Raw genomic sequence first — 21,180 nt, forward strand, 5'->3', positions numbered from 1 at the left:
ATGAAGATCCTTTCTCGAACCGCGCTTAAAATTTATAATGATAACTAAAATTCTTGGATAAATTTCTTACTAAAATTTGATTGTAGAGTGTTTTATGCCAAAGTTTGTGGCATCGCACAATTTAAAGTTATTAAAACTAAAAAGCTTATTGTTTTGCAATAAGCTTTTTTAATATCTGAGGTTATTTATCGCCTTATCGCTTGCGTGTTATTGACATTGCTGAATTATAATATCTCCAACATTGAAGCCTTTAGCTGGATTGTCGCTTTCTAAAGTAAGCAAGAAGCTATATGAACCCGCAGGAAGTGTTGTATTGTTATTACTTTGTCCAGCATCATTAAAGGCAACAGGGTAACTAACACCCACTTCAAGGTTACTATCTAATAAGTCATTGCTATTACTCGCTTGTGCCCAAAGTTGAGTGGTCCAGCTGCCATCGTCTGAAGCGAGTTTAAATTGCATTGCGCCATCAAAATCAGCAACGGCTTGGTATTGATTATTTCCCTTGTAATGCAATCGATAGGCTTCTTCAGCGTTCCATCCTGAATGATCACCACGTACATATAATTGACCGCCTCCAGTGATATCAAAAGGAATTGGATCTGATGAATCTGCTAGCGCATCACAATCTACAGTTTCATTTTTACTAGCAATATTCAACTCAGGGATGGCAGTCGAGGCATTTAACGTAAAGCCATAATTACCAGCTGTTGCTATGGTCATTTCAAGGTTGCCACCATTGTCACTAATACTAATAGAGCCGTTAGCAAAAGTTAAATCGCTATAACCAAGGTTAACGGCGTCCCACGCATTGTCAGCAATTTTAAATTGATAGGTGCCGGCATCAAGAGTAAAGTTCAGCTCGTAAATACCGTTACTGTCATAAATAAATTGATCGCTTGTATTTAAACCATCGTTACCCCAATTATTCATACTGCCGCGTAGGTATACTTCTACGTCACCAAATGGGGTGGCATCAGGAGCATTTGAAGTTGCATCAGCAGCAAGTCCAGCTCCTTGGCTTGCACCTTGAGGTTTAACAAATACCGCGGTTGTTAGGGCGGGTACAGTAAAAGTGCCACTTTCAGCGTTAGCAGTAAAATTCGCTGATTTTACGGTATTGTCTGCAGAATTTTGCTGGATGCTATGCAATTCAAAATCAGCAGCGGTGTTAACGGTTAATGCTTGTTGCTCAGTACTACCATTGATAACAACAACAAGTGCATCATTGTTAGCGTCGAGGTCGGTTAAACCAGTACCATCATCAATACTCATAACAATGACGCCTTGCGTTTGACTTGGCCCGGTATTGTGAAAGCCTACTCGCTCAATAATATCTTGCTTAGTGGTTAGTCTAAATAGCGGACTTGAACGACGAAGACTCATAAACTCTTTGAAAATATCACCTGAGAAAGTGATATCTGCAGCACTTACCGCGGTTTCACTATTATTGATCAGTGAGCCTATTGTGTTCCATTTACTCTCATTGTCTTGCGCTAATGGTAAGCCAACGTTCCAGTTGTTAGATGTTTTAGTGAAATCAACTTTGTTAAACCAGTCTCCTGCATCGTAAGTATTTCGATCCATTGATTTGGAACGAATTAAGTCGCCACCTAATTGTAAGAATGTAATGCCTTGGCTCACTAGTGGCAAAGTACCCGCAATATTTTGCATTCGCACTCGATTGGCAACACTGACGCCAGGTTCGATGCCATATTGTAGTTGATCCCATAAGGTTTCATTGTCGTGCTTCGACACATAATTAATGATATCCGCTGGGTCTTGCGCATAAGAGGGCTTAGAAAATGTGCTAGCAAGTTTAACAATATTGTTTTTATCTTTTAGTTGATAATCTGCAATAGTACCGATTAAGCCTAAACGAATGATATCTTGATCATTAAGCGTACCATTTGCACTAAATAGTGAAGCGCTGCGAATAATGTCACGAGGACGGTCGTTAAATGTACCTACTTCAGTACCGGCCATATTGGCTTGATTTGCTTGAACATAACCACGTTCATCACGTGTCCAACCTTCACCGTAAAAGTAATTATCGGCGTCAATCGCTTGTACTGCTTCGCGTGCTGCTAAAATAGACTCTGAAGAGTTGTTACTCATGATATCAAAACGGAAACCATCGAATTTATACGCTTGCGTCCACGTTATTAATGAGTCTTGCATCAGTTTATGCATCATCTCATGCTCTGGTGCAGTATCTTGACAACAGGTTGATGTTTCAACGTCACCTGATATTAAGTTGCGGCGATGGTAATACCCAGGAACTACTTTATCGAGCACTGAATCTTCCCATAAACCAGAAGAGTTGGTGTGGTTGTAAACAACGTCCAATACTACTCGTAAGCCCATTTCGTGTAATGATTGGTTCATTGCGCGCATTTCTTTGATACGAGCAACACCATCAGGGTTTGAAGCATAGCTACCATCAGGAGCGGTGAAATGCTCAGGGTCATAACCCCAGTTAAAGCTATCTAAACCGCGCATTGATTGCACAAGTGCTTGAGCATTATTCGAAGTAGGTGCGTAGCTTGCTAAAACATCTGATAATATTGCGGTATTATTTTCAACACCGCAAACAGGCGCTGTACTATTTGCTGCACACAATTCAGCTACCGTGTTTGATAAATTTACGCTGTTCTCTAAGTCTTCATTAATGCTGGCAATATCATTAGCCGGTAAAAATTGAAAGTGTGTTAATCCTGCATCAACTAATGATTTTAGGTGGGTAACGGGCGCTGATGTTTCTTCGGTAAAAGCTAAGTATTTACCGCGGTTTTCTTCTGTGGTGCTGCTATCAGAAACACTAAAATCTCGGATATGACCTTCGTAAATGATGGCATCTTCAGGATTGTCAATTGTAGGTATTGCGTGTTCATCCCAATTACTTGGCTTTAAATCATCATCTGATAAGTTAACAAATTGTGAGTATTCACCATTTGTGGCTAAAGATACTGAGTATGGGTCTGTTGCATCGATGGTTTCAAATTTTTGATTTAACGGGTGGTAAACGGTTAATTCGTAGCGATAAAAGGCTCTATCTAAAGTGTTGTCACCGCTAAAAGTCCAAATACCAGTACTTGTATCAACAGTCATATCTTCAGTTGATTGTAATGCTTTATTAGCATCATAGATTTTTAATTTAACTTGCTGGGCAGTAGGTGCCCAAACATTGGCACTAATGCTGTTACCATCATAGATTATACCTAATGGTTTTTCGTTGGCATCGTCATTCCCTGAAGTATAAAGTGCATCTAGAATACGAGGTGACTGCACATAAGTGGCGGCAAGTATTGTGTCATCACTGCCATAAGCAATTGCAAGTAATTTACCTGTTAACATTTCTTTTGCTTTTTCTACTGATGCGTTAGTAGAACTGAACGCAGTTAATGCTTCATAACGAGCTAGACCTAATTTTTCGGCTGGATGTTCGGCGCTTGAATCTGCTATATATTCTAAATAATTATCTCCACTAATACCGTTTTCGCTATCATAGGCAAGATCATCATTATCAGCACTGTATATTCTTACGCTGCTTGTCTCGCTAGGAGTATTCCAAAAAACGGTGTTTTCATTCGCCCAATGAGCTGCAGTATCTTGTATTAAAACACCGGAAGGATATGATGTTGGCTCAGAATATAACTCTGAAATTCCAGAAAGCGACCAAATCATACGCTCGCCAGTTAAGTCTGTTTGGTGATCTATACCACCTAAATCTTTATCATCGCCTTTGTGAACAATAAAGTTTGCACAAGTGTCATGCTCAGTTTTTAAGTCGATAACCCAATATGCTCCGTAGTTCGGGTCAATACCTGATTGTGCTTGGCCTGTCGCCCATTCTGTATCACCGTTGGCATAAGCATCACAACTGTCGTTATTCCATAGATGAACTATCCAATCCGTGTAGTTGTTATCTGCTCTCTTATAAAAGATGACTAACTCATCAGTTTCAGCGCTAACTACCGGTTCAGGTAGTTCATTACTATTATCGGCAACATTGAGGGCAATTAAGTCGCTATCACTGGCATTACTTGGGTCTGATACTGTTAAACTTGCACTAAATTCACCGGCCGCCTGATAACTTGCTACTGAACTACTATTGTTTGCGCAGTCATTAATAATGATATCTGCAGAGCCATCACCTTTTATCAAAGTACAGCTCAAAGTATCGTTATCACTATCACTTACTGACCATGCATAAGTATATTCTAAAGTATTATTTGTGCTTGCTTGTGCAGTGAAACTGCTAATTATAGGTGCATTGTTTGGTGTTGGCACAGGAGTAGGGGGCTGTGTGTTTTTGCTATCGCTTCCACCGCCACCACAAGCTGATATCCCGATGGATATTGCGCTTAAAATAGATAATTTTTTGATACCAACAGGTAACATAGTAATACACCTTTATTATAGGAATTATGGTAATAACTTTATGCTAATGTATTTGTATAAATGCTGAACAGTGCTTACATACGTATTCAGCGCAGCTTTTTATCAGAATGGATCTTGCTAAAATTTTTAAAGATAATTTTGAGTAAACTGTGTTGAAATTTTGGTATGAAAAAGCCGTGAATATCACGGCTTTTTAATTGTTACTAACCTAATGGTCACTAACTTTGACTTTTAGCCATGATAATTTATGGTTTAACTGACACTGTTAGTACCGGCGCGCCGACTGTTGTTGCATCAACTGTGAATATATAAGTAGTTGTTGTATCGACTGTCAACATTAAATTATCCGCTCCGCCGTTATCTTTAATTGCTACCGTTAGAGGTGAATCTACGGTAACAACACTAGCTTCAGGTAAAGCACCAATGGTTGAATTATCTTCCCAATCCGCTGAGGCAATTTTAAACTCATGAGCCGCTGCTTCTAACGTTGTTTCTAACGTAAAGATACCTGCTTCATAAGTAAACTCGTATGCATCGTCATTTGACCAGCCATTCATGCTACCTTTTAATAACATAGGGCGAGCTTCAAATGGAATGTACTCACTAACAAGCAGTGTAGGTGCTGATTTATCGGTTGCATCGACATCAAATGAGAACATTTTTGCAGTATCGATAGCGAAAGCTAGGTTTTCAGTACCACCGTCATTTTTGACTGCTACGTTTAGTGCAGTATCAACCGCGATTGTATTGTTATCAGGGAAACCACCAATAGTGGCTTCATCTTCCCAGCCATCAGGAGCGATTTTAAACTCATGACTTGCAGCGTCGAGCAAAGTAACTAAGGTGTAATGGTTATCAGCGTAAGAAAAACCGTAACCCTCAGTTTGAGTCCAGCCATTCATGCTACCTTTCATGTACAACTCAAAGCTACCGTAAGGCACGGCGTTACTAACCGTTAATACAGGTGCTTCTGGCAATGTCGCATCAAGAACAAATTTATAATTTCCTGCTTCAGCAATCGTCATGGTGATATTCATCGCCACACCTTCACCAAATACTAAAGATTTTTCTGCTTCTAGCGAAATGGCTTCATTGCCAGCCGCTGCACCAAAGTTAGTCGCTTCTGTCCATGCTGCATCCGCTACTTTAAACTCGTAATCAGTTGCTTCTAATGTATATGTTGATTCATAAATGTTATCACCTTGATAAGCCATAGCTGATGTTGCAGTCCAATCATTTAATGAACCTCTTACGTACATGACCTTATTATAAACAACTTCAGTCACTGTTAGTGTTGGGTTTTCAGGATCTTTAGCATCAAAGTAGAATTGGTAGTTAGCGTCACTCGCAACAGTAATACTCATATTAACTGTAACATCTTCACCAACAACTAAGTTTTTACTCTCACCAAGTACAACTTCTGCTTCGCCATCTGCGACGCCAAATGATGTAGGCTCTGACCAATTAGCATCAGCCACTTTAAATTCATAAGGTTCAGCAGATGCCGTTAGAGATGCAACCATGATGAAAATGCCATCTTCATAGGCGAAAACAAAGTTTTCATCGTTAGCCCAATCATTAAAGCCACCTTTAAGGTATAACGTTGTTGCTTCAGGATCGAAAGTTTCTAATGCTGTTGGGTCTGTAATACACTCATCACCAGCTTCATTAAGCACAAGAGGCGCTTCGCATGTCAGTGGTGGAGCCGTTGAGCCGCCTGGGACTACAAGTGATTCAAAGGTGCGAGGGTGAGGGAATACAATGTCCTCATTGCCTTCAAGTACATAAAAATTACCCGTTGGGTTATCTATAGTATTTGACAAGGTAACTTGGATATCTGGTGTTTGTATTTCACCTTCAAAGTTATAAGGAATAAAGTTTGCACAAGTAGGTGCTTCAACTAGGTCCATAACCCAGTATGCGCCAAAGTTAGGATCTATACCGTTTGGCTGTATACCAACTCCCCACGCAGTACCACCTTCAGGATGATCAAAGGCTGCATATGAATCACAGTCAGTGTTATTCCAAGCATGCAGTGCCCAGCCATCAAAACTAGCATCAGCGATGTTGTAGTAATAAACTACTTCGCCAGCACCTGCAATGTATACAGGCTCTGGCATAGTGATGCCATTTGAACCATCAATCCATTCTTCAGTGTTCATTTCACAAAGTAATGTCTCTGGATTGGCAACTTCAGGATAGTTACATGGTGTAATGACGAGCTCACAAGCATTGCCAGCATCATTAATAGTTTCTGGTGACTTACAAAATAATGGTGTTTCAATAACGATTTTATCATCACTTCCGCCCCCACAGCCTGATAACACACCAACCGTTAAGGCTAGGATTACAGACGTAAATTGTTTTTTATAACTTGTCATAAATGACATCTCCGCATAATTTTAATAAGGCTTGGCTTAATGATTAAATAACTCAAGCATATATAATTTAGTTAATTTTTATAATTTTAAATGATACTGTCACGTAGTCAAAAAACGTCTTATTCTATCCATCTTAATGTAGTTTCAGGCTCTGATAAATATTAATACATCACCCATTCACCGCATCTGAATATTATTCCTCGTTAGAGACAAAATCTAACAATGTTGTTATGAATACGTATTCAACAATTTTGGGGGCTGGGCCTCTTTAACTTTCTTTATCCTTTATCCCGTTGTTTTTTAGTTGTTTATTCTTATAAGATACATCTCTTTAGCGTTTTAAATCAAAATTAGGCAAGCTGTAACTGGTTGTAACTCGTTTGAAAGTGATTAATATTATGCTTGTCACTGTAAGTCTTGAAACAAATAAAAGGATATGGATTGTCCAAATAAATGTCTCCAGCTATTTTATATGAATAAATAGTCTAATAATGGAGCTTCTCAATAAGTAATTATTAGGAATATCAAACAATGAATAATTTCAAACCGAGTATATTGACGCTTAGCCTTATAGCAGCTGGGTTGTCGTTTGCTACTGTTCCCGGACTTGCACAAGCCCAAGATGCGCAACAAGCAATAACATCAGAAAAAAAAGAAACAGAAAAAGATGAAATTGAAGTCATTGAAGTTAAAGGCTTCCGTGGCAGTATTATAAAATCCCTAAATACTAAACGCTACTCAGATACAGTAGTCGATGCTATATCAGCAGACGATATTGGTGGTTTGCCTGACGTGTCAATTGCTGACTCATTAACTCGCTTACCGGGTGTAACGTCGATACGTATTGATGGTCAATCAAGTGAACTTAATATTCGTGGCCTTTCAGGTAACTACGTTTTTTCAACCTTAAATGGTCGTGAGCAAGTTTCTTCTGCTGGTGGTCGCTCAGTGCAGTTTGATCAATTCCCTTCGGAACTTATTCAACAAGCACAAGTTTATAAGTCCCAAAAGGCTTCGTTGATTGAAGGTGGTGTTGCCGGAACAATTGAATTACAAACTGCTAATGCTTTACAGAATGAAGAAGATAGCTCATTTCGCTTTTCAGCACACGGCAATTGGAATAAAGCCGCCGCAGATAATGACGATTCAGACTCTTTTGGTCGCCGTATTACATCTTCATATCAAACAAAATTATTAGATGATACGTTCGGTGTTGCACTTGGTGTTGCCCACTTGTTTCAGCCGACCGTTTCAAGTCGCTTTGTTAATTATAAGTTTGAAAAACCGAATAACCCGGTGTCAGACTTCTATGATGGTGCGCCAGAAGATTTAAAAATTTCTGATGGTTTTGAAATAAATGAGCGTGGTGGTGAAGATACTCGTAATGCATTTGTTTTAGCACTAAATTGGGAACCTCGTGATGACTTAAGATTTCAATTTGATGGTTTTAGCTCTGACTTTGATTCAGAAAAATTCGACCGAGGATTGAGAGTCTCAGGTTTGAATAATATTGCTCGTAGTCAGCTTAATGGCTCTAATAATGAATTATTATTAAGCAATGCCAGAATTTCGAATGGTGCTCTTATTGGCGGGACGTTTTCAAGAGATCCAAATGGTGTTGTTGCAGCTCCGCCATATAAAAACTCTCAGCGAAGCCTAAATGTACAAACACAAGCTGATAATAATACCACTAATAGTTCTGTGCGTTCATGGGGCTTAAAGGGGGAGTGGGATATTCAAGATGATATGTTGCTAACTGTTGATTTAGCGCATTCTGAAGGTGAAGAAACCTATAAAGATCAGGTTTTACGCATGGCATATTTTGAGGACTCGAGTGCTGCAACCCCTGTTATTGACGACAACTTGGTACTTGACTACCAATTAAATGGTCTTGGCATCCCATCAGTTAGTTTTAATCAAGACTTCACTGACACAAATCATGTGATGGTAACTAGTGCGGAGTCTTATCCTCATTTTGAAAGTAATACATCAGATGCAATACGTGTAGATTTTGAATACCAGCTGGACAATGAATATTTTAGTTCAATTGATGCTGGTTTTAGAGTATCTAAGCGCGAATATAATCTGAAACGTGCTCGTTTTCTTTACGGTACGAGTGACGACAGGATGCGTAATGGTCAGTATATTAGTTATGAAGGTCAAGATGCTGATGGTAACCCTATTGAAGTTGCACGTTTCGCTCCGTATCAGCTAAATGCTGATAATTCTACTGCAACCACTATTGGTGGTGACCTATCAGGTTTACCTAGCTTTTTGACCATTAATAATAATGCAATTTTAAATGCTTGGATACCAAATGTTGATCGCACACCGATTGATGATTGGCGTCATAGTTGGACATTGTCTAACGATAACAAAGTTGAAGAAGATGTTACTGCTGCTTATGTACAATTAAATATTGATGCTGAAGTATTTGGTATCCCTGTTTCCGGTAATGTTGGTATTCGTGCTATTGAAACAGAGCAGAAAAGTACCGGTTTAGTGAATGTTGGCGCAGGTAATGGTGACGTCATTACTGATGGCCGCGGTGTAACAAATGACGCATGGATCAACGATACGCGTGGTATAAAATATCGTGATTATCTACCATCACTAAATTTAAACTTCTCACTTACTGATGAAGATCAATTACGTTTTGCTTTCGCCAAAGTTATGGCTCGCCCTGATCTACCAAAGTTAGCTAACAGTGGTAATTTTTCATTAAATGAAAGAAATGGTGTTAATTTTTTAGATTTTAATAGTGACACTAGTCCAGAACTGAGACCATTTTACGCTGATCAAATTGACATTTCTTATGAGCACTATTTTGCTGACACCGATGGCGCGTTTGTTTTTGCAGTATGGAATAAAGACGTACAAAGTTTAGTCGTAGATAAAATAGTTAATAATTTTGATTATGCCGCAGCTGGTTATGACTTTGGTACAATTCTAGGAGATAACGGAGCGCCAATTCAATTTGAAAATGGCACTTTGAAGGTAGCAAGTAATAACCCAGATAGCGGGTATATCCGTGGTGTTGAGATTGCTTATACACAAACATTCTCATTTTTACCTGGCTTATGGTCTGGTTTGGGCGCAAACGTTAACTTCTCTTATACTGAAAGTGAGATTGAAGTTGAATCTGATGTTCCAGGGTTCGAAGAAGGAACAAAAGGCCCTCTTCCTGGTTTATCTCCACGTGTTTATAGCGCAACGATTTTTTATGATTGGGAAGAAACATTTACGGCGCGAGTAAGTGCACGTCATCGTGCCGCTTATGTTAGTGAGCAAATTGCTACTGGCAATCCAGAATCTGCATTTTTTGATGATGAAACTATCGTTTCAGCGCAAATGTCTTATCGATTTAGCGAAAATCTGCAAGGTGTAGTTTCAGTTGATAACTTAACTGATGAACCGAATAGATCTTATTTTGGTGATACCAGCAAAACAGGTACAATTCAGTACTTTGGTCGAACGATTTACTTTGGTGTAAATTACAGTCTTTAATCAAGATAGTTAATAAAGTGCAACCTTAGAGTTGCACTTTTTTTTCAAAAAATTTAGCTTGATATCAACCATGAGTTATCAATTTTCTGATCAGACAAATAGTTTACTAACAGGCAATTGAATGTTTAAAATTATTATTTTAGGCGGTGGTACCGCTGGTTGGATGACCGCAAATTTAATGGCTAAGGCATGGCCACAAGATAACATTGAAATTACCTTAATTGAATCTCCAGCTATCGGCGTTATTGGCGTTGGCGAAGGTTCGACACCACACTTACAATCATTTTTTAAGAAGATTGCTGTCAGTGAAGAGCAATGGATGCCAGCATGCAATGCGACTTATAAAAATGGTATAAGATTCGAAAACTGGTCAACGAAAGTAGGTTTTGAATCCTATTTTCACCCTTTTACCTCATTAATCGACGCTCATACTGCACCAGCTTTTACTTACAATAGTCTTTTTAGACGTCGTGGTTACAATGTCGACAGTCACCCTGACCGATTTTTCTTATCAACGGCTTTAGCGGCCAATCAACAGGTACCTATTGGAGATTACAATTTTCCTTTCGATATCGGATATGGCTATCACTTTGATGCAGTCTTACTAGGACAATTTCTGGCAAAAATAGCCACCAAAAATGGTGTTAACCGTATCCAGGCAACCGTCGATAGTGTTGAATTGAAAAAAAATAGTGCAGTAGAAAGTGCTATGGAAGATGGCGATATAAAAGCGCTAAGGCTTGATAATGGACAAAACATTACTGGCGATCTATTTATAGATTGCTCCGGCTTTAAAAGTATCTTATTGCAGGGTGCATTAAAAGTACCGTTTATCAGCTTTGACGATAATTTATTTAATGATAGTGCAGTAACTATTGCTATACCGAATGATGAATCAGCAACAAGTATCAATTCACAGACTATTTCTACCGCAATGAAATGTGGCTGGGCGTGGGATATTCCACTAACAAATCGCACCGGTAATGGCTACGTTTATAGTTCAAAGTATTGCACTAAAGAAGCTGCAGAGCATGAACTTAGAGAAAAATTAGGTGCTAGTAGCGAAGGTATTCCCGCCAGACATATAGCGATGAAAGTAGGGCGAGTAGAGAAACATTGGTTTAAAAATTGTATCGCCATTGGCTTATCACAAGGCTTTATTGAACCACTGGAAGCAACGGCGTTACATTTTGTACAAGAAACCATTGAGCAACTGATCGAAAATTTAACTAAGAATGCTTTTTCTTGCGCAGAGCAAAATTGTTTTAATGAAAGAATAAATGCTCGGTTTGAAGGCATACGAGACTATATTGTTGCGCATTACCGCTTAAGTTCTCGTGAAGACAGTCAATACTGGCGCGACAATAGCGTTAACCCCAACATATCAGACAATCTTAAGCGTATTGTCCAGTCATGGGTTAAAGGCGAGGATCTTAATAAAACGCTAACCACGAGTGATATCGTGAGCTTTTATCCTCCAATATCATGGCATGCTATTCTAGCTGGTTATGGTGTCTTTCCTCCGCTAGCTAGTCAAAATGATGAAAATTCAAGTGTTCACAAATATGACTTGGCCCATATAGATCAATTTATTGAGCGCAGTCGCAGTAACTTTCAAGATCACTATGCATTCATAAAAACAAGAGAGTGTGCAGATGAAAAATAACCATATTAAAAATATCATTACACTTTGTGTATTAAGCGCTTTAACCGCTTGTGGTGGCTCGGGTGGTAAATCTACTACTCAGGTCACGCCAACACCGCCTCCTGTTGTGGTAACGCCAACTGGCCCGCAAGTCACCGGCGTTTCGGTGATTATAAGCCAAGCAGACGCGATAAATGATAGCAGCCATCAATGTCATGCGAGCAACAGTAATGAGAGTGGCGTACAATTTTCTGAAGTCTCTCTGCAAGCCGGGATTGATTTTAGTCACCAGCACGTTAACGGTGATGGTATTTTGGGCATGTCAGGTGGTGTTGCTTCAGGCGATTTTGACGGTGATGGTTTTGTCGATTTATATACTTTAGGTGGCGATGCTGGAAGTAATCGATTATACAAAAATAAAGGTGATGGTAGTTTTGAAGATGTTACTGAATTTTCAGAATTGTCATTAACAGCGAAAAGTAGTGGTCCTGCATTCGGTGACTTTAACGGCGATGGCTTACTCGATTTATTTGTCGGTAGCGTTGGCGGAGATGACGCTAAATTGTATTTAAATCAAGGTAATGAAAAGTTTTTAGATATTACTGACAGCTCTGGTTTAGATTTACCAGGTAATAATTTTACCGGCACTTGGTCTGATTACGATAAAGATGGTGATTTGGACATTTTTATTACCCATTGGACTGATGATAAAAATGAATATTATGCTTATTTTTGGCGCAATAATGGTGACTTGACCTTTACTGATGTTAGTTTTGAAGCAGGCATAAATAAACTAGGTCAACAAGACAAAACCTTCACGCCGTCATTTGCTGATATCGACAACGATGGCTGGCAAGACCTGTTATTAGTTGCTGATAACAGCCAGACTCGAGTTTTTCACAATAATGGCGATGGCTCTTTTAAAGATATAACCGATCAAAATGTGATCACAGACAATTCAGGCATGGGCTCTGCCATTGGCGATTATGACAATGATGGCGACCTTGATTGGTTTGTTACCGCGATTTCTTACAAAGATGGTGTTGAACATTTCGGTTGGTTAACACCGGGTAATCGCTTTTATCAGAATCAAGGCGATGGCAGTTTTATTGATAAAACTGACGAAACTGGCGTACGTCATGGTTATTGGGGCTGGGCGACTTGCTTTAATGATTTTGATAACGACGGTTTTCTCGACTTGTTCCATGTTAATGGCATGTTTGGCGACAATATAGACGAGCAATTTGCGACCGATCCATCAAGGTTATTTATGTCTAATGGTGATGGCACGTTTACTGAGTCAGCGGTTGCATCAGGCATTGATGATCAAGGCATGGGGCGTGGAATTGTCTGTTTTGATTACGATCGTGATGGTGATCAAGATTTATTTGTTGCCAATTATGGCCAAGCGCCAAAACTTTATTGTAATCATGGCAACACCAATAACTTCATCAATATAAAATTAATTGAAAAGTCAGCGAACAATCAAGCATTGGGTGCCAGAATTTACCTAAAAACCTCAACCATGGAACAAATGCGAGAATTACGTTCGGGTAATAATTATACCTCTCAAAATCCAGTTGAGGCGCACTTTGGCTTAGCATCGAATGACGCCATAGAACAAGTGCGTATAGTTTGGCCTGATGGTAACGAAACTATTGTAACACAAGTCGATATTAATCAGTTTTTGACAATCGAGCGCAGCTAGTATTGTGTTATTGGTGTAAATTTATAACTAGGGGAAACACTAAGAAGTTATTTTTTAGTGTGTTGTATTATGAACAGTACAAAAAATTACTATAAAAAATCGATATTCACCACCACACTGACTTCGTTGTTACTCGTCGCATGTGGTGGTGGCAGTGACAGTAAACCGACGGTTGTCCCTGAACCGCCGATTGTTGAGGTAATATTAACGCCTGAGCGCAGTGGCTACTCGGTTGCACGCCAATGGAATAATGTGCTGCTTGAGGCGATACGAAATGATTATGCAAGACCGACAGTGCATGCACGTAACCTATTTCACATCTCTGCTGCTATGTATGACAGCTGGGCAGTATTTGATACCAGCAGCCATCACTATTTGTTTAGCCAAACATTGAATGACTACAGTTGTAATGCAGAAGGTATCACGATACCTGCTGATACATTACCAGAACAAGAGCGAGCACTAAGTTATGCAAGTTATCGCTTGCTTGAACATCGTTTTCGTTTAGCGCCAGGCGTAGATACCATTATGGCCTCTGCGAATAAGTTAATGACAGAGCTAGGTTTTGATATTAACGAGGAAAGTCAGGACTATAAACAAGACGGTTCGGCAGCATTGGGTAATTATATCGCCAATTGTTATATCGAATATGGTCTCCAAGATGGTGCCAATGAACGTCAATTCTACGCAAATCAATACTATCAACCGGTAAATCCGCCGTTAGTGTTAAGTAATGAAACCGCGGGTAATCCTGATATTGTTAATCTTAATCGTTGGCAGCCACTGTCAATTGCAGGTTACATTGACCAAGCAGGTAACCCTGTCGATGAAGCGCCAAGTTTTTTGAGTCCTGAGTGGGGTAATGTTAAGCCTTTCTCTTTATCCGAAAATGACAAAAGCATTTTCTTAAGGTCGGGTAATGAATACCAAGTCTATCATGATCCTGGTATGCCACCGTTGATAGATAACGAGCTTAGCGAAGAGTATAAATGGGGCTTTGCTACCGTTGCCATTTGGTCTGCACACCTAGATCAAACAGATGGGGTTATGTGGGATATATCACCAAAAAACTTAGGTAATATTACCAGCTTGCCAAGCAGTTTCGAAGACTACCGCCAGTTTTATCAACAATTTTCTGGTGGTGATACTAGCACTGGTTATACTGTCAATCCCGCCACTAATGAACCTTATCAAGAGCAACTAGTTCCTCGCGGTGATTATGGCCGTGTTTTAGCTGAATTTTGGGCGGATGGCCCCGATTCAGAAACACCGCCAGGTCACTGGTTTGTTATCCTAAATAGCGTTAGTGATCATCCTCAATTGGAAAAACGCTGGCAAGGCGAAGGAGAGACTCTAGGTAACCTTGAATGGGATGTAAAGTCTTATTTTGCGATGGGTGGTACGATGCACGATGCAGCAATTTCTGCTTGGAGTATCAAAGGACGCTATGATTACATCCGTCCTGTATCAGCTATTCGAGCAATGGCTGATTTAGGGCAAAGTAGTGATTTATTGTTACCGTCTTATCATAAAAATGGCATAACGTTAGTCGACAACTATATTGAATTAGTGAAACAAGGAGATGCATTAGCAGGAGCTAATGGCGAAAATATTGACAAAATTAAGCTCTATAGTTGGAAAGGCCCAAGTTATATTGATAACCCTGAAGTGGAACAAGCCGGAGTTGGTTGGATTTTGGCAGAAAATTGGTGGCCGTATCAACGACCATCATTCGTTACTCCTCCTTTTGCTGGTTATGTTTCTGGGCACTCTACTTATTCTCGAGCAGCCGCAGAATTAATGACTAGAATGACAGGAGATGCTTATTTTCCAGGTGGCATGAGTGAGTTTAAAGTAACGGCAAACGAATTCTTGGTTTTTGAACAAGGGCCTAGTGTTGATATGACATTACAATGGGCGACATATCGTGATGCGTCTGATCAATGTAGTCTTTCTCGCATTTGGGGCGGAATACATCCCCCTGTAGATGATATTCCCGGTAGGCTCATTGGCGAAAAAATTGGCAAGAATAGTTTTGAGTTTATTCAAGGTTTTATTGAATAATAGTGATTTTTGCAAGCTGGTTGCTCAAAGGGCCGTTTGTAACCAAGTGTATAGTGAAAAATAAGGTTAATGATGAAAAAAGTATCAATCGGTAACACTAATATTGAATCATCTCGATTCATATACGGTTGTATGCGTATTGCTGGTGATAATAGCGCAGAAGATCGTAGTAAAGGTAAGCGTGCAATAATGGCAGCCTTAGAATCTGGTTATAATCACTTTGATCATGCTGATATTTACGGTGGTGGCACGTGTGAAAGCCTTTTTGGCGAAGTGTTAGCAGAAAGCCCACAGCTACGCGAGAAAATTATTCTTACCTCTAAAGCAGGAATTCGTCCTCGAAATAGTGATGACGCTTATGCACCAACACGTTATGACTTTAGTCAGCAGTATTTATTAGCAAGTGTTGAAGCTTCCCTTAAACGCTTAAATACCGACTATTTGGATATGTTTTTGTTGCACCGTCCAGATTATTTATTCGATGTGCATGATGTCGCTGAAACCTTTGCACTATTAAAAGCTAGTGGTAAAGTTAAGCACTTTGGGGTGAGTAATTTCAAACCGTCGCAAGTTGAATTACTAAAATCATCGGTTTCAATGCCATTATTGGTTAATCAAGTAGAAATCAATATTCACAATATTGATACTTTGCTTGATGGAACGTTGGATCAATGCCAGCAATACGGCATAACACCAATTGCTTGGTGTCCTTTAGGTGGTGTTGTTTATTCGGCTTGGGGTAATACGTTTGCTGTTGAAGATGAACAGCGTATCGAAAGCGAATTAGCGAAGCAAAGTGAAAAGTATGGCTGTGCGCCTTGGCAAGTTATCCTAGCTTGGTTGTTAAAGCATCCAGCAGGCATCTGTCCAATTATTGGTTCAACAACACCTGAGCGTATTGTGGCGGCTAAATTGGCATTAACGCTAGATTATTCTCGTGAAGATTGGTATCGCCTGCTAGAAGCAAGAAATGGTCAGCAAGTCCCATAACTAAATCCCCTTTAATCTATAAGGCTGCAGTGAACCTTTTGTAGCCTTTCTCTTCACAAAACTATTAACCTTGCTACATTACTCTTTCAGAAGTTTGCAGCATCTGAATATTAGACATTTAATTAAAAAATACTAAGCTTTCGCATGTAACATTGTCGATGAAAGGAGTTATCGCTTGCCATAACGGGGTCATAAATATCCTGAGCATTTTTCAAACGAACGTTAGTCAATGTTTAAGTAAACACTAAAACTACATTTGTTAAATAAAGGAACTTATTATGCCAAAACTAATTTTATCATTAGATGGAGGAGGGATTCGGGGAGCCGCGACTACGCAATTTCTCTCTAAGGTTGAAGAACAATTACAACTTAACGATACAACCATTCGAGACTGTGTTGATTTCTATGCGGGCACAAGCACTGGCAGTATCATTGCCTTAGCACTTGCCACAACCAATATGAAAATGGCTGAGATTAACGAATTATATAATTATGACAATGGTCAGAAAATATTTACTGAAAATAAAGGTTGGTTCGAAATAGACGGCGTGAATGCACCTAAATATGAAGGACAAAGTAAAACAGAATTGCTACAAGCTAAGTTTAAAGCAGCAAGAATTGATGATTTACCTAATAATAAACATGTTCTAGCAGTGACTTATGCGATAGAGAAGCGCCGACCTATGATTATTAAATCGAGTAAAGCGGATTATCAGTCGCTGTATTCTTATCAAGTGGCTGATGCCTCAAGCGCCGCGCCAACCTATTTTCCAACTAAAGAGTTAGAGATGCCTCCTGAGATGGATGAGTCATGGCTAATTGACGGTGGTGTTATTGCGAATAACCCCACCATGTGTGCAATTGCTGAGGCTCGGCGGTGTTGGAAGGAAGAATCAATTAGTGATCTAAGAGTACTATCAATTGGCACTGGTTTTATGACGCGAAAAATTAATGGTCCAGCATCGAGAGGTTGGGGCGCATTACAATGGATGACGAAAGGGAAAATCCTCGACATTCTCAGTGATGAACGTGTGGTTGCCTATCAAGGGATTACACTGATGGATCAAGGGACGTATATCCGAGTCAATGCCAAGCTTTTAGAACAACCAGGCCTACCAAACCCACCTGATGATGCTATGGATGATGTGAGTCGAACCAATATTAAAAAATTAAAGGCATTAGGCGATTTTTGGTTTGAACAATACGGTGAAGCGGCGGTTCAGTTGTTATTAGGTGATTATAATGGCCCATCGCTCGATCGTATTGACCCTAAAACGGGTAGGCCGATAGAGCATGGTTAATAGGTGGCGAAAATGCTGAACGTTCAAATATGTTGTCAGAAGCAGAAGCAATTATGCCAATCTGTATAATGAAGTGATCGTTCAGCTAGCCTTTGATGAGTGAATTAACCAATTGATTTATTCTTTGCTCATTATGTGCTTTATGTATTGCAGTTGAGCTTATTTAATTGGGCTGTACAATGGATAAAACGAAAAATGCGCAATGTTAAAAAGCCTAATAGAATGGCATCAGCTATATCTATTGATGTCGGCATTGGGCTTGTATTTACAAGAGTTTATAAAGTTAAGCTATTAAAAGGAATTACGTAAATTATGTCAGCGAACTTAAAATTAAATTATGTTGAATTTCCAGCCTGTAATATTCCGGCAACAAAGCAGTTCTTCGAGCAGGCCTTTGGCTGGATATTTCAAGATTTTGGCCCTGAATACACAGCTTTTATTGGCCAAGGTTTAGACGGCGGCTTCTATCAATCAGAGCTTACATCTTTGGCCGCTGAAGGTTCGGCATTATTGGTACTTAAAAGTGATGACTTAGAAGGTACTCAAGCAATAGTAGAGTCTGCTGGAGGCAAAATATCTACCGCTATTTTTTCATTCCCTGGTGGTCGCCGTTTTCACTTTATTGAACCAAGTGGTAATGAATTTGCGGTGTGGATTATAGAAAATACTTAACCATTGTAGATATTTTAGTGTTAAACGAAAAAGCACTGTTATTTTGCAATAACAGTGCTTTTTTATTTTAGATAATTACCGTTGATAGTAATTACAAGCCATTATGGTATTGAATGTTCGTTGACTCTGGCACTAAGTTATTGAGCTGCTGCGTAACAGCGGAATCGTTGTCTATTGTTTGGTTTGACAATAACTCTTCAAATTGCTGAATTAACAAAGCTTTGTCAGGAGATTCTCTATCGCCTGCGCCAATGTTAGTTAAGTCAACCATAAAACCGTCAAACAAGTGCGATAAATCTGCAATAATTTCCATATTTAAAAACTGATCTTGGTTATAAATGCTCGGATAACCTGCTTTTTGCTTATCAATAGCAAATGACACACCTTTAAGGTTAGTGATGCTGGTTGATTTATCACATGACAGCATACAACCATTGTCGATACGGGGTTTTTCACAGCCAACACTCTGCTGGAAGAAACATTGTCGGCTGGTCATCAGTAAAATAGGGTGGTAAATACTGTAGAATAATTTAAAGTTTTCAGGGCGAGCAATATTTCTCATTTGCGATGCGTTAATTTCATTAGAAATAAAGGCGCCGCTACAGTCAAAGTCTTCTTTTAAGGCTAATAATGCGTAGGAGTTGGTAGTATTCAAAAACGGCCCTGCAATCCATTTGATACCAAGCTCATTAGCGCGATACGCAATACCTGTGTTGTTAGTCACAATTAAGGCGGGTTTAACTTGTTCTAAAATATTAACCGCGACATCGTAATCTTTACCAATGAGTACTGCTGGAAACCACGGAATTAAGCGTGGGTTTTGCTGTAAAAAACCAATATATTTAGTACAGCCACGCTTGTAAGCGTCAGGTAATTTAAAGTAAATGTCGGCATTGGTAACATTAGCCAATTCAACATCGGCTTCATCACAAATTAATAGTGATAATTTAGCTTTTTTATCGTGTTGAGCGTCAGCTTTAGGGTGACTAACCAATGGTGGTAACGTCACTTCAGGTAATACAGTCACTGAGTTGTTTAATCGACTAGCGACATCGTTCTTCAAAACAGTTAGCTCTTTAAAAGGAATGCTTAAGCCGCTAGCTAAGTTATCGCAGTTAATGTCTTTTAATAAAAATTCGGCATTATTAAAGCTTTTAAAGCGCTTGTTAATGGTGGTCGAGTCAATAAAAGCTTTGTCACTGGTTCTTAGCAAACTGGTTGATTGCAAAGTAAAAGTGCTTTGCTCCACAGAAAAACCTTCTGTCGTAACTGTTACTGACAATGGTTGGCCAAGTTGACCAGAAAATTTTAGCATTAGCGGCACTTTTTCAATGCTTAAGTGTTTAATCTTTTCGACCACTTCTGCTTCAATAGTATTTTTATCCGCTTGTAGGTTTTGTTCTACATCTTGAATTTGTACCACTGAAATAGCCTGGCTCTCGTCAGCCTTAAATTTATTTACCGCATGTACCTTTGAGTTATCACGTGGGTTATCAATAAACATTGATTGGTTTAAGTCGCCACGCAAAAATGCATTGGAAAAATCGCGGTTAAATACTTTGTACAAACGCTCTCCATCTTCGGTTAATTCGCCCGTATTAAGGAAACCATCAATTTGTTTGCGAAAGCTATCAACCACGGTATGAACATAGTTAGCGCCTTTAATTCGGCCTTCAATTTTAAATGAATGCACTCCAGCATCGATTAACGCCGGTAAATCAAAAAATGCTGAATTGTCTTTAATATTCAGTGGGAAATTATGGCCTGATGGTGTGGTTTCATATTCTTCACGACAGGCTTGGCTACAACGGCCACGATTTCCAGAATTACCAACACTGGCAGAGGTTGAATAACACAAACCTGAAAAGGCAACACAAAGTGAGCCATGGACAAACACTTCGGTCAGTACATCTTGCTCAAGACAAACTTTATTGATGGCGGTAATTTCGCGTAAGTTTAACTCGCGAGATAGGTTAACGCGAGACGCGCCCAGTTTTTTCAAAAAGGGAATTTGGCCAATATTATGGGTGGTTAACTGGGTAGACGCGTGAATGTCTAAGGTTGGGAAGTGCTTCTTAATAATATTGAACATGCCGATGTCTTGCACGATAACGCCATCTAATGTGGTGTTAACCAATTTACTTAATAATTTGGCAATAGACTTAAATTCGCGCTCTAAAATAATAATATTTAGCGTTAAGAAAATCTGGCAATTGTATTGATGTGCCAAACGAATAATGCCGATAAGTTGCTCGAAGGAAATATTAGCAGCACGATTTCGGGCGTTGAGCGTGTCTAAACCACAATATACCGCGTCAGCCCCTGCAATAATGGCCGCTTTGATGGCATCAACATCACCGCCGGGCGCTAATAATTCAATTTTCTGTTCCATTTTTACAACTTATTTTTCGCTAAATTTAAGAGCAGGGATTTTACCCGTATATTTCCCGAATGAATACCGTTAAAGTTGCACTTTATAATGTGTGTAACTTTAACAAGAAGAAAATC

The 21,180-nt window shown here is 39.4% G+C and carries 10 protein-coding genes; 7 read left to right on the forward strand and 3 right to left on the reverse strand.

From position 1 onward, the window contains the following. Window positions 1–207: 207 nt before the first annotated feature. On the reverse strand, window positions 208–4,404 hold the full coding sequence (locus B7C41_RS00940) for an alpha-1,6-glucosidase domain-containing protein (RefSeq protein ID WP_085296886.1): 4,197 nt from the start codon (window positions 4,402–4,404) through the stop codon (window positions 208–210). A 245-nt stretch (window positions 4,405–4,649) separates the two neighbouring features. Then, complete coding sequence (locus tag B7C41_RS00945) at window positions 4,650–6,785, reverse strand: pullulanase-associated domain-containing protein (RefSeq protein WP_158089064.1); 2,136 nt, start codon at window positions 6,783–6,785, stop codon at window positions 4,650–4,652. 531 nt (window positions 6,786–7,316) lie between these two features. On the opposite strand from B7C41_RS00945, the gene B7C41_RS00950 reads away from it, so the two are divergent. The 7 genes from B7C41_RS00950 to B7C41_RS00980 all read left to right on the forward strand — a co-directional run bounded on the left by B7C41_RS00950 (window position 7,317) and on the right by B7C41_RS00980 (window position 18,672). Next, a complete protein-coding gene (locus B7C41_RS00950; protein WP_085296888.1) occupies window positions 7,317–10,292 on the forward strand; it encodes a TonB-dependent receptor in 2,976 nt (991 codons plus the stop codon). A gap of 121 nt (window positions 10,293–10,413) precedes the next feature. Beyond that, entirely contained in the window at window positions 10,414–11,958 is a 1,545-nt protein-coding gene (locus tag B7C41_RS00955) for a tryptophan halogenase family protein (protein ID WP_085296889.1), read from the forward strand. Continuing rightward, window positions 11,948–13,645, forward strand: coding sequence for a CRTAC1 family protein (locus tag B7C41_RS00960; RefSeq protein ID WP_085296890.1), 1,698 nt, complete (start codon window positions 11,948–11,950; stop codon window positions 13,643–13,645). Before B7C41_RS00955 ends, B7C41_RS00960 begins: the two co-directional genes overlap by 11 nt. Window positions 13,646–13,714: 69 nt before the next feature. After that, window positions 13,715–15,709, forward strand: coding sequence for a vanadium-dependent haloperoxidase (locus tag B7C41_RS00965; protein WP_085296891.1), 1,995 nt, complete (start codon window positions 13,715–13,717; stop codon window positions 15,707–15,709). Between the two features lie 69 nt (window positions 15,710–15,778). Then, window positions 15,779–16,699 carry an aldo/keto reductase gene (locus B7C41_RS00970; protein ID WP_085296892.1) on the forward strand — a complete coding sequence of 307 codons (921 nt, stop codon included), beginning with the start codon at window positions 15,779–15,781 and terminating at the stop codon, window positions 16,697–16,699. 278 nt (window positions 16,700–16,977) lie between these two features. Beyond that, entirely contained in the window at window positions 16,978–18,000 is a 1,023-nt protein-coding gene (locus B7C41_RS00975; RefSeq protein ID WP_085296893.1) for a patatin-like phospholipase family protein, read from the forward strand. 312 nt (window positions 18,001–18,312) lie between these two features. Further along, window positions 18,313–18,672, forward strand: a complete 360-nt coding sequence (locus tag B7C41_RS00980) for a VOC family protein (protein ID WP_085296894.1) — start codon at window positions 18,313–18,315, stop codon at window positions 18,670–18,672. Between the two features lie 91 nt (window positions 18,673–18,763). On the opposite strand, the gene B7C41_RS00985 is transcribed toward B7C41_RS00980, so the two are convergent. Continuing rightward, window positions 18,764–21,064, reverse strand: a complete 2,301-nt coding sequence (locus B7C41_RS00985) for a peptidase U32 family protein (RefSeq protein ID WP_085296895.1) — start codon at window positions 21,062–21,064, stop codon at window positions 18,764–18,766. Window positions 21,065–21,180: the final 116 nt, after the last annotated feature.

It is taken from the genome of Cognaticolwellia mytili, from assembly GCF_002104475.1.
Taxonomy (GTDB): Bacteria; Pseudomonadota; Gammaproteobacteria; order Enterobacterales; family Alteromonadaceae; genus Cognaticolwellia; species Cognaticolwellia mytili.

Coding starts and splice junctions, on each gene's coding strand:
- B7C41_RS00940 (WP_085296886.1), bottom strand. CDS start 4,404: ATGTTACCTGTTGGTATCAAAAAATTATCTATTTTAAGCGCAATATCC.
- B7C41_RS00945 (WP_158089064.1), bottom strand. CDS start 6,785: ATGACAAGTTATAAAAAACAATTTACGTCTGTAATCCTAGCCTTAACG.
- B7C41_RS00950 (WP_085296888.1), top strand. CDS start 7,317: ATGAATAATTTCAAACCGAGTATATTGACGCTTAGCCTTATAGCAGCT.
- B7C41_RS00955 (WP_085296889.1), top strand. CDS start 10,414: ATGTTTAAAATTATTATTTTAGGCGGTGGTACCGCTGGTTGGATGACC.
- B7C41_RS00960 (WP_085296890.1), top strand. CDS start 11,948: ATGAAAAATAACCATATTAAAAATATCATTACACTTTGTGTATTAAGC.
- B7C41_RS00965 (WP_085296891.1), top strand. CDS start 13,715: ATGAACAGTACAAAAAATTACTATAAAAAATCGATATTCACCACCACA.
- B7C41_RS00970 (WP_085296892.1), top strand. CDS start 15,779: ATGATGAAAAAAGTATCAATCGGTAACACTAATATTGAATCATCTCGA.
- B7C41_RS00975 (WP_085296893.1), top strand. CDS start 16,978: ATGCCAAAACTAATTTTATCATTAGATGGAGGAGGGATTCGGGGAGCC.
- B7C41_RS00980 (WP_085296894.1), top strand. CDS start 18,313: ATGTCAGCGAACTTAAAATTAAATTATGTTGAATTTCCAGCCTGTAAT.
- B7C41_RS00985 (WP_085296895.1), bottom strand. CDS start 21,064: ATGGAACAGAAAATTGAATTATTAGCGCCCGGCGGTGATGTTGATGCC.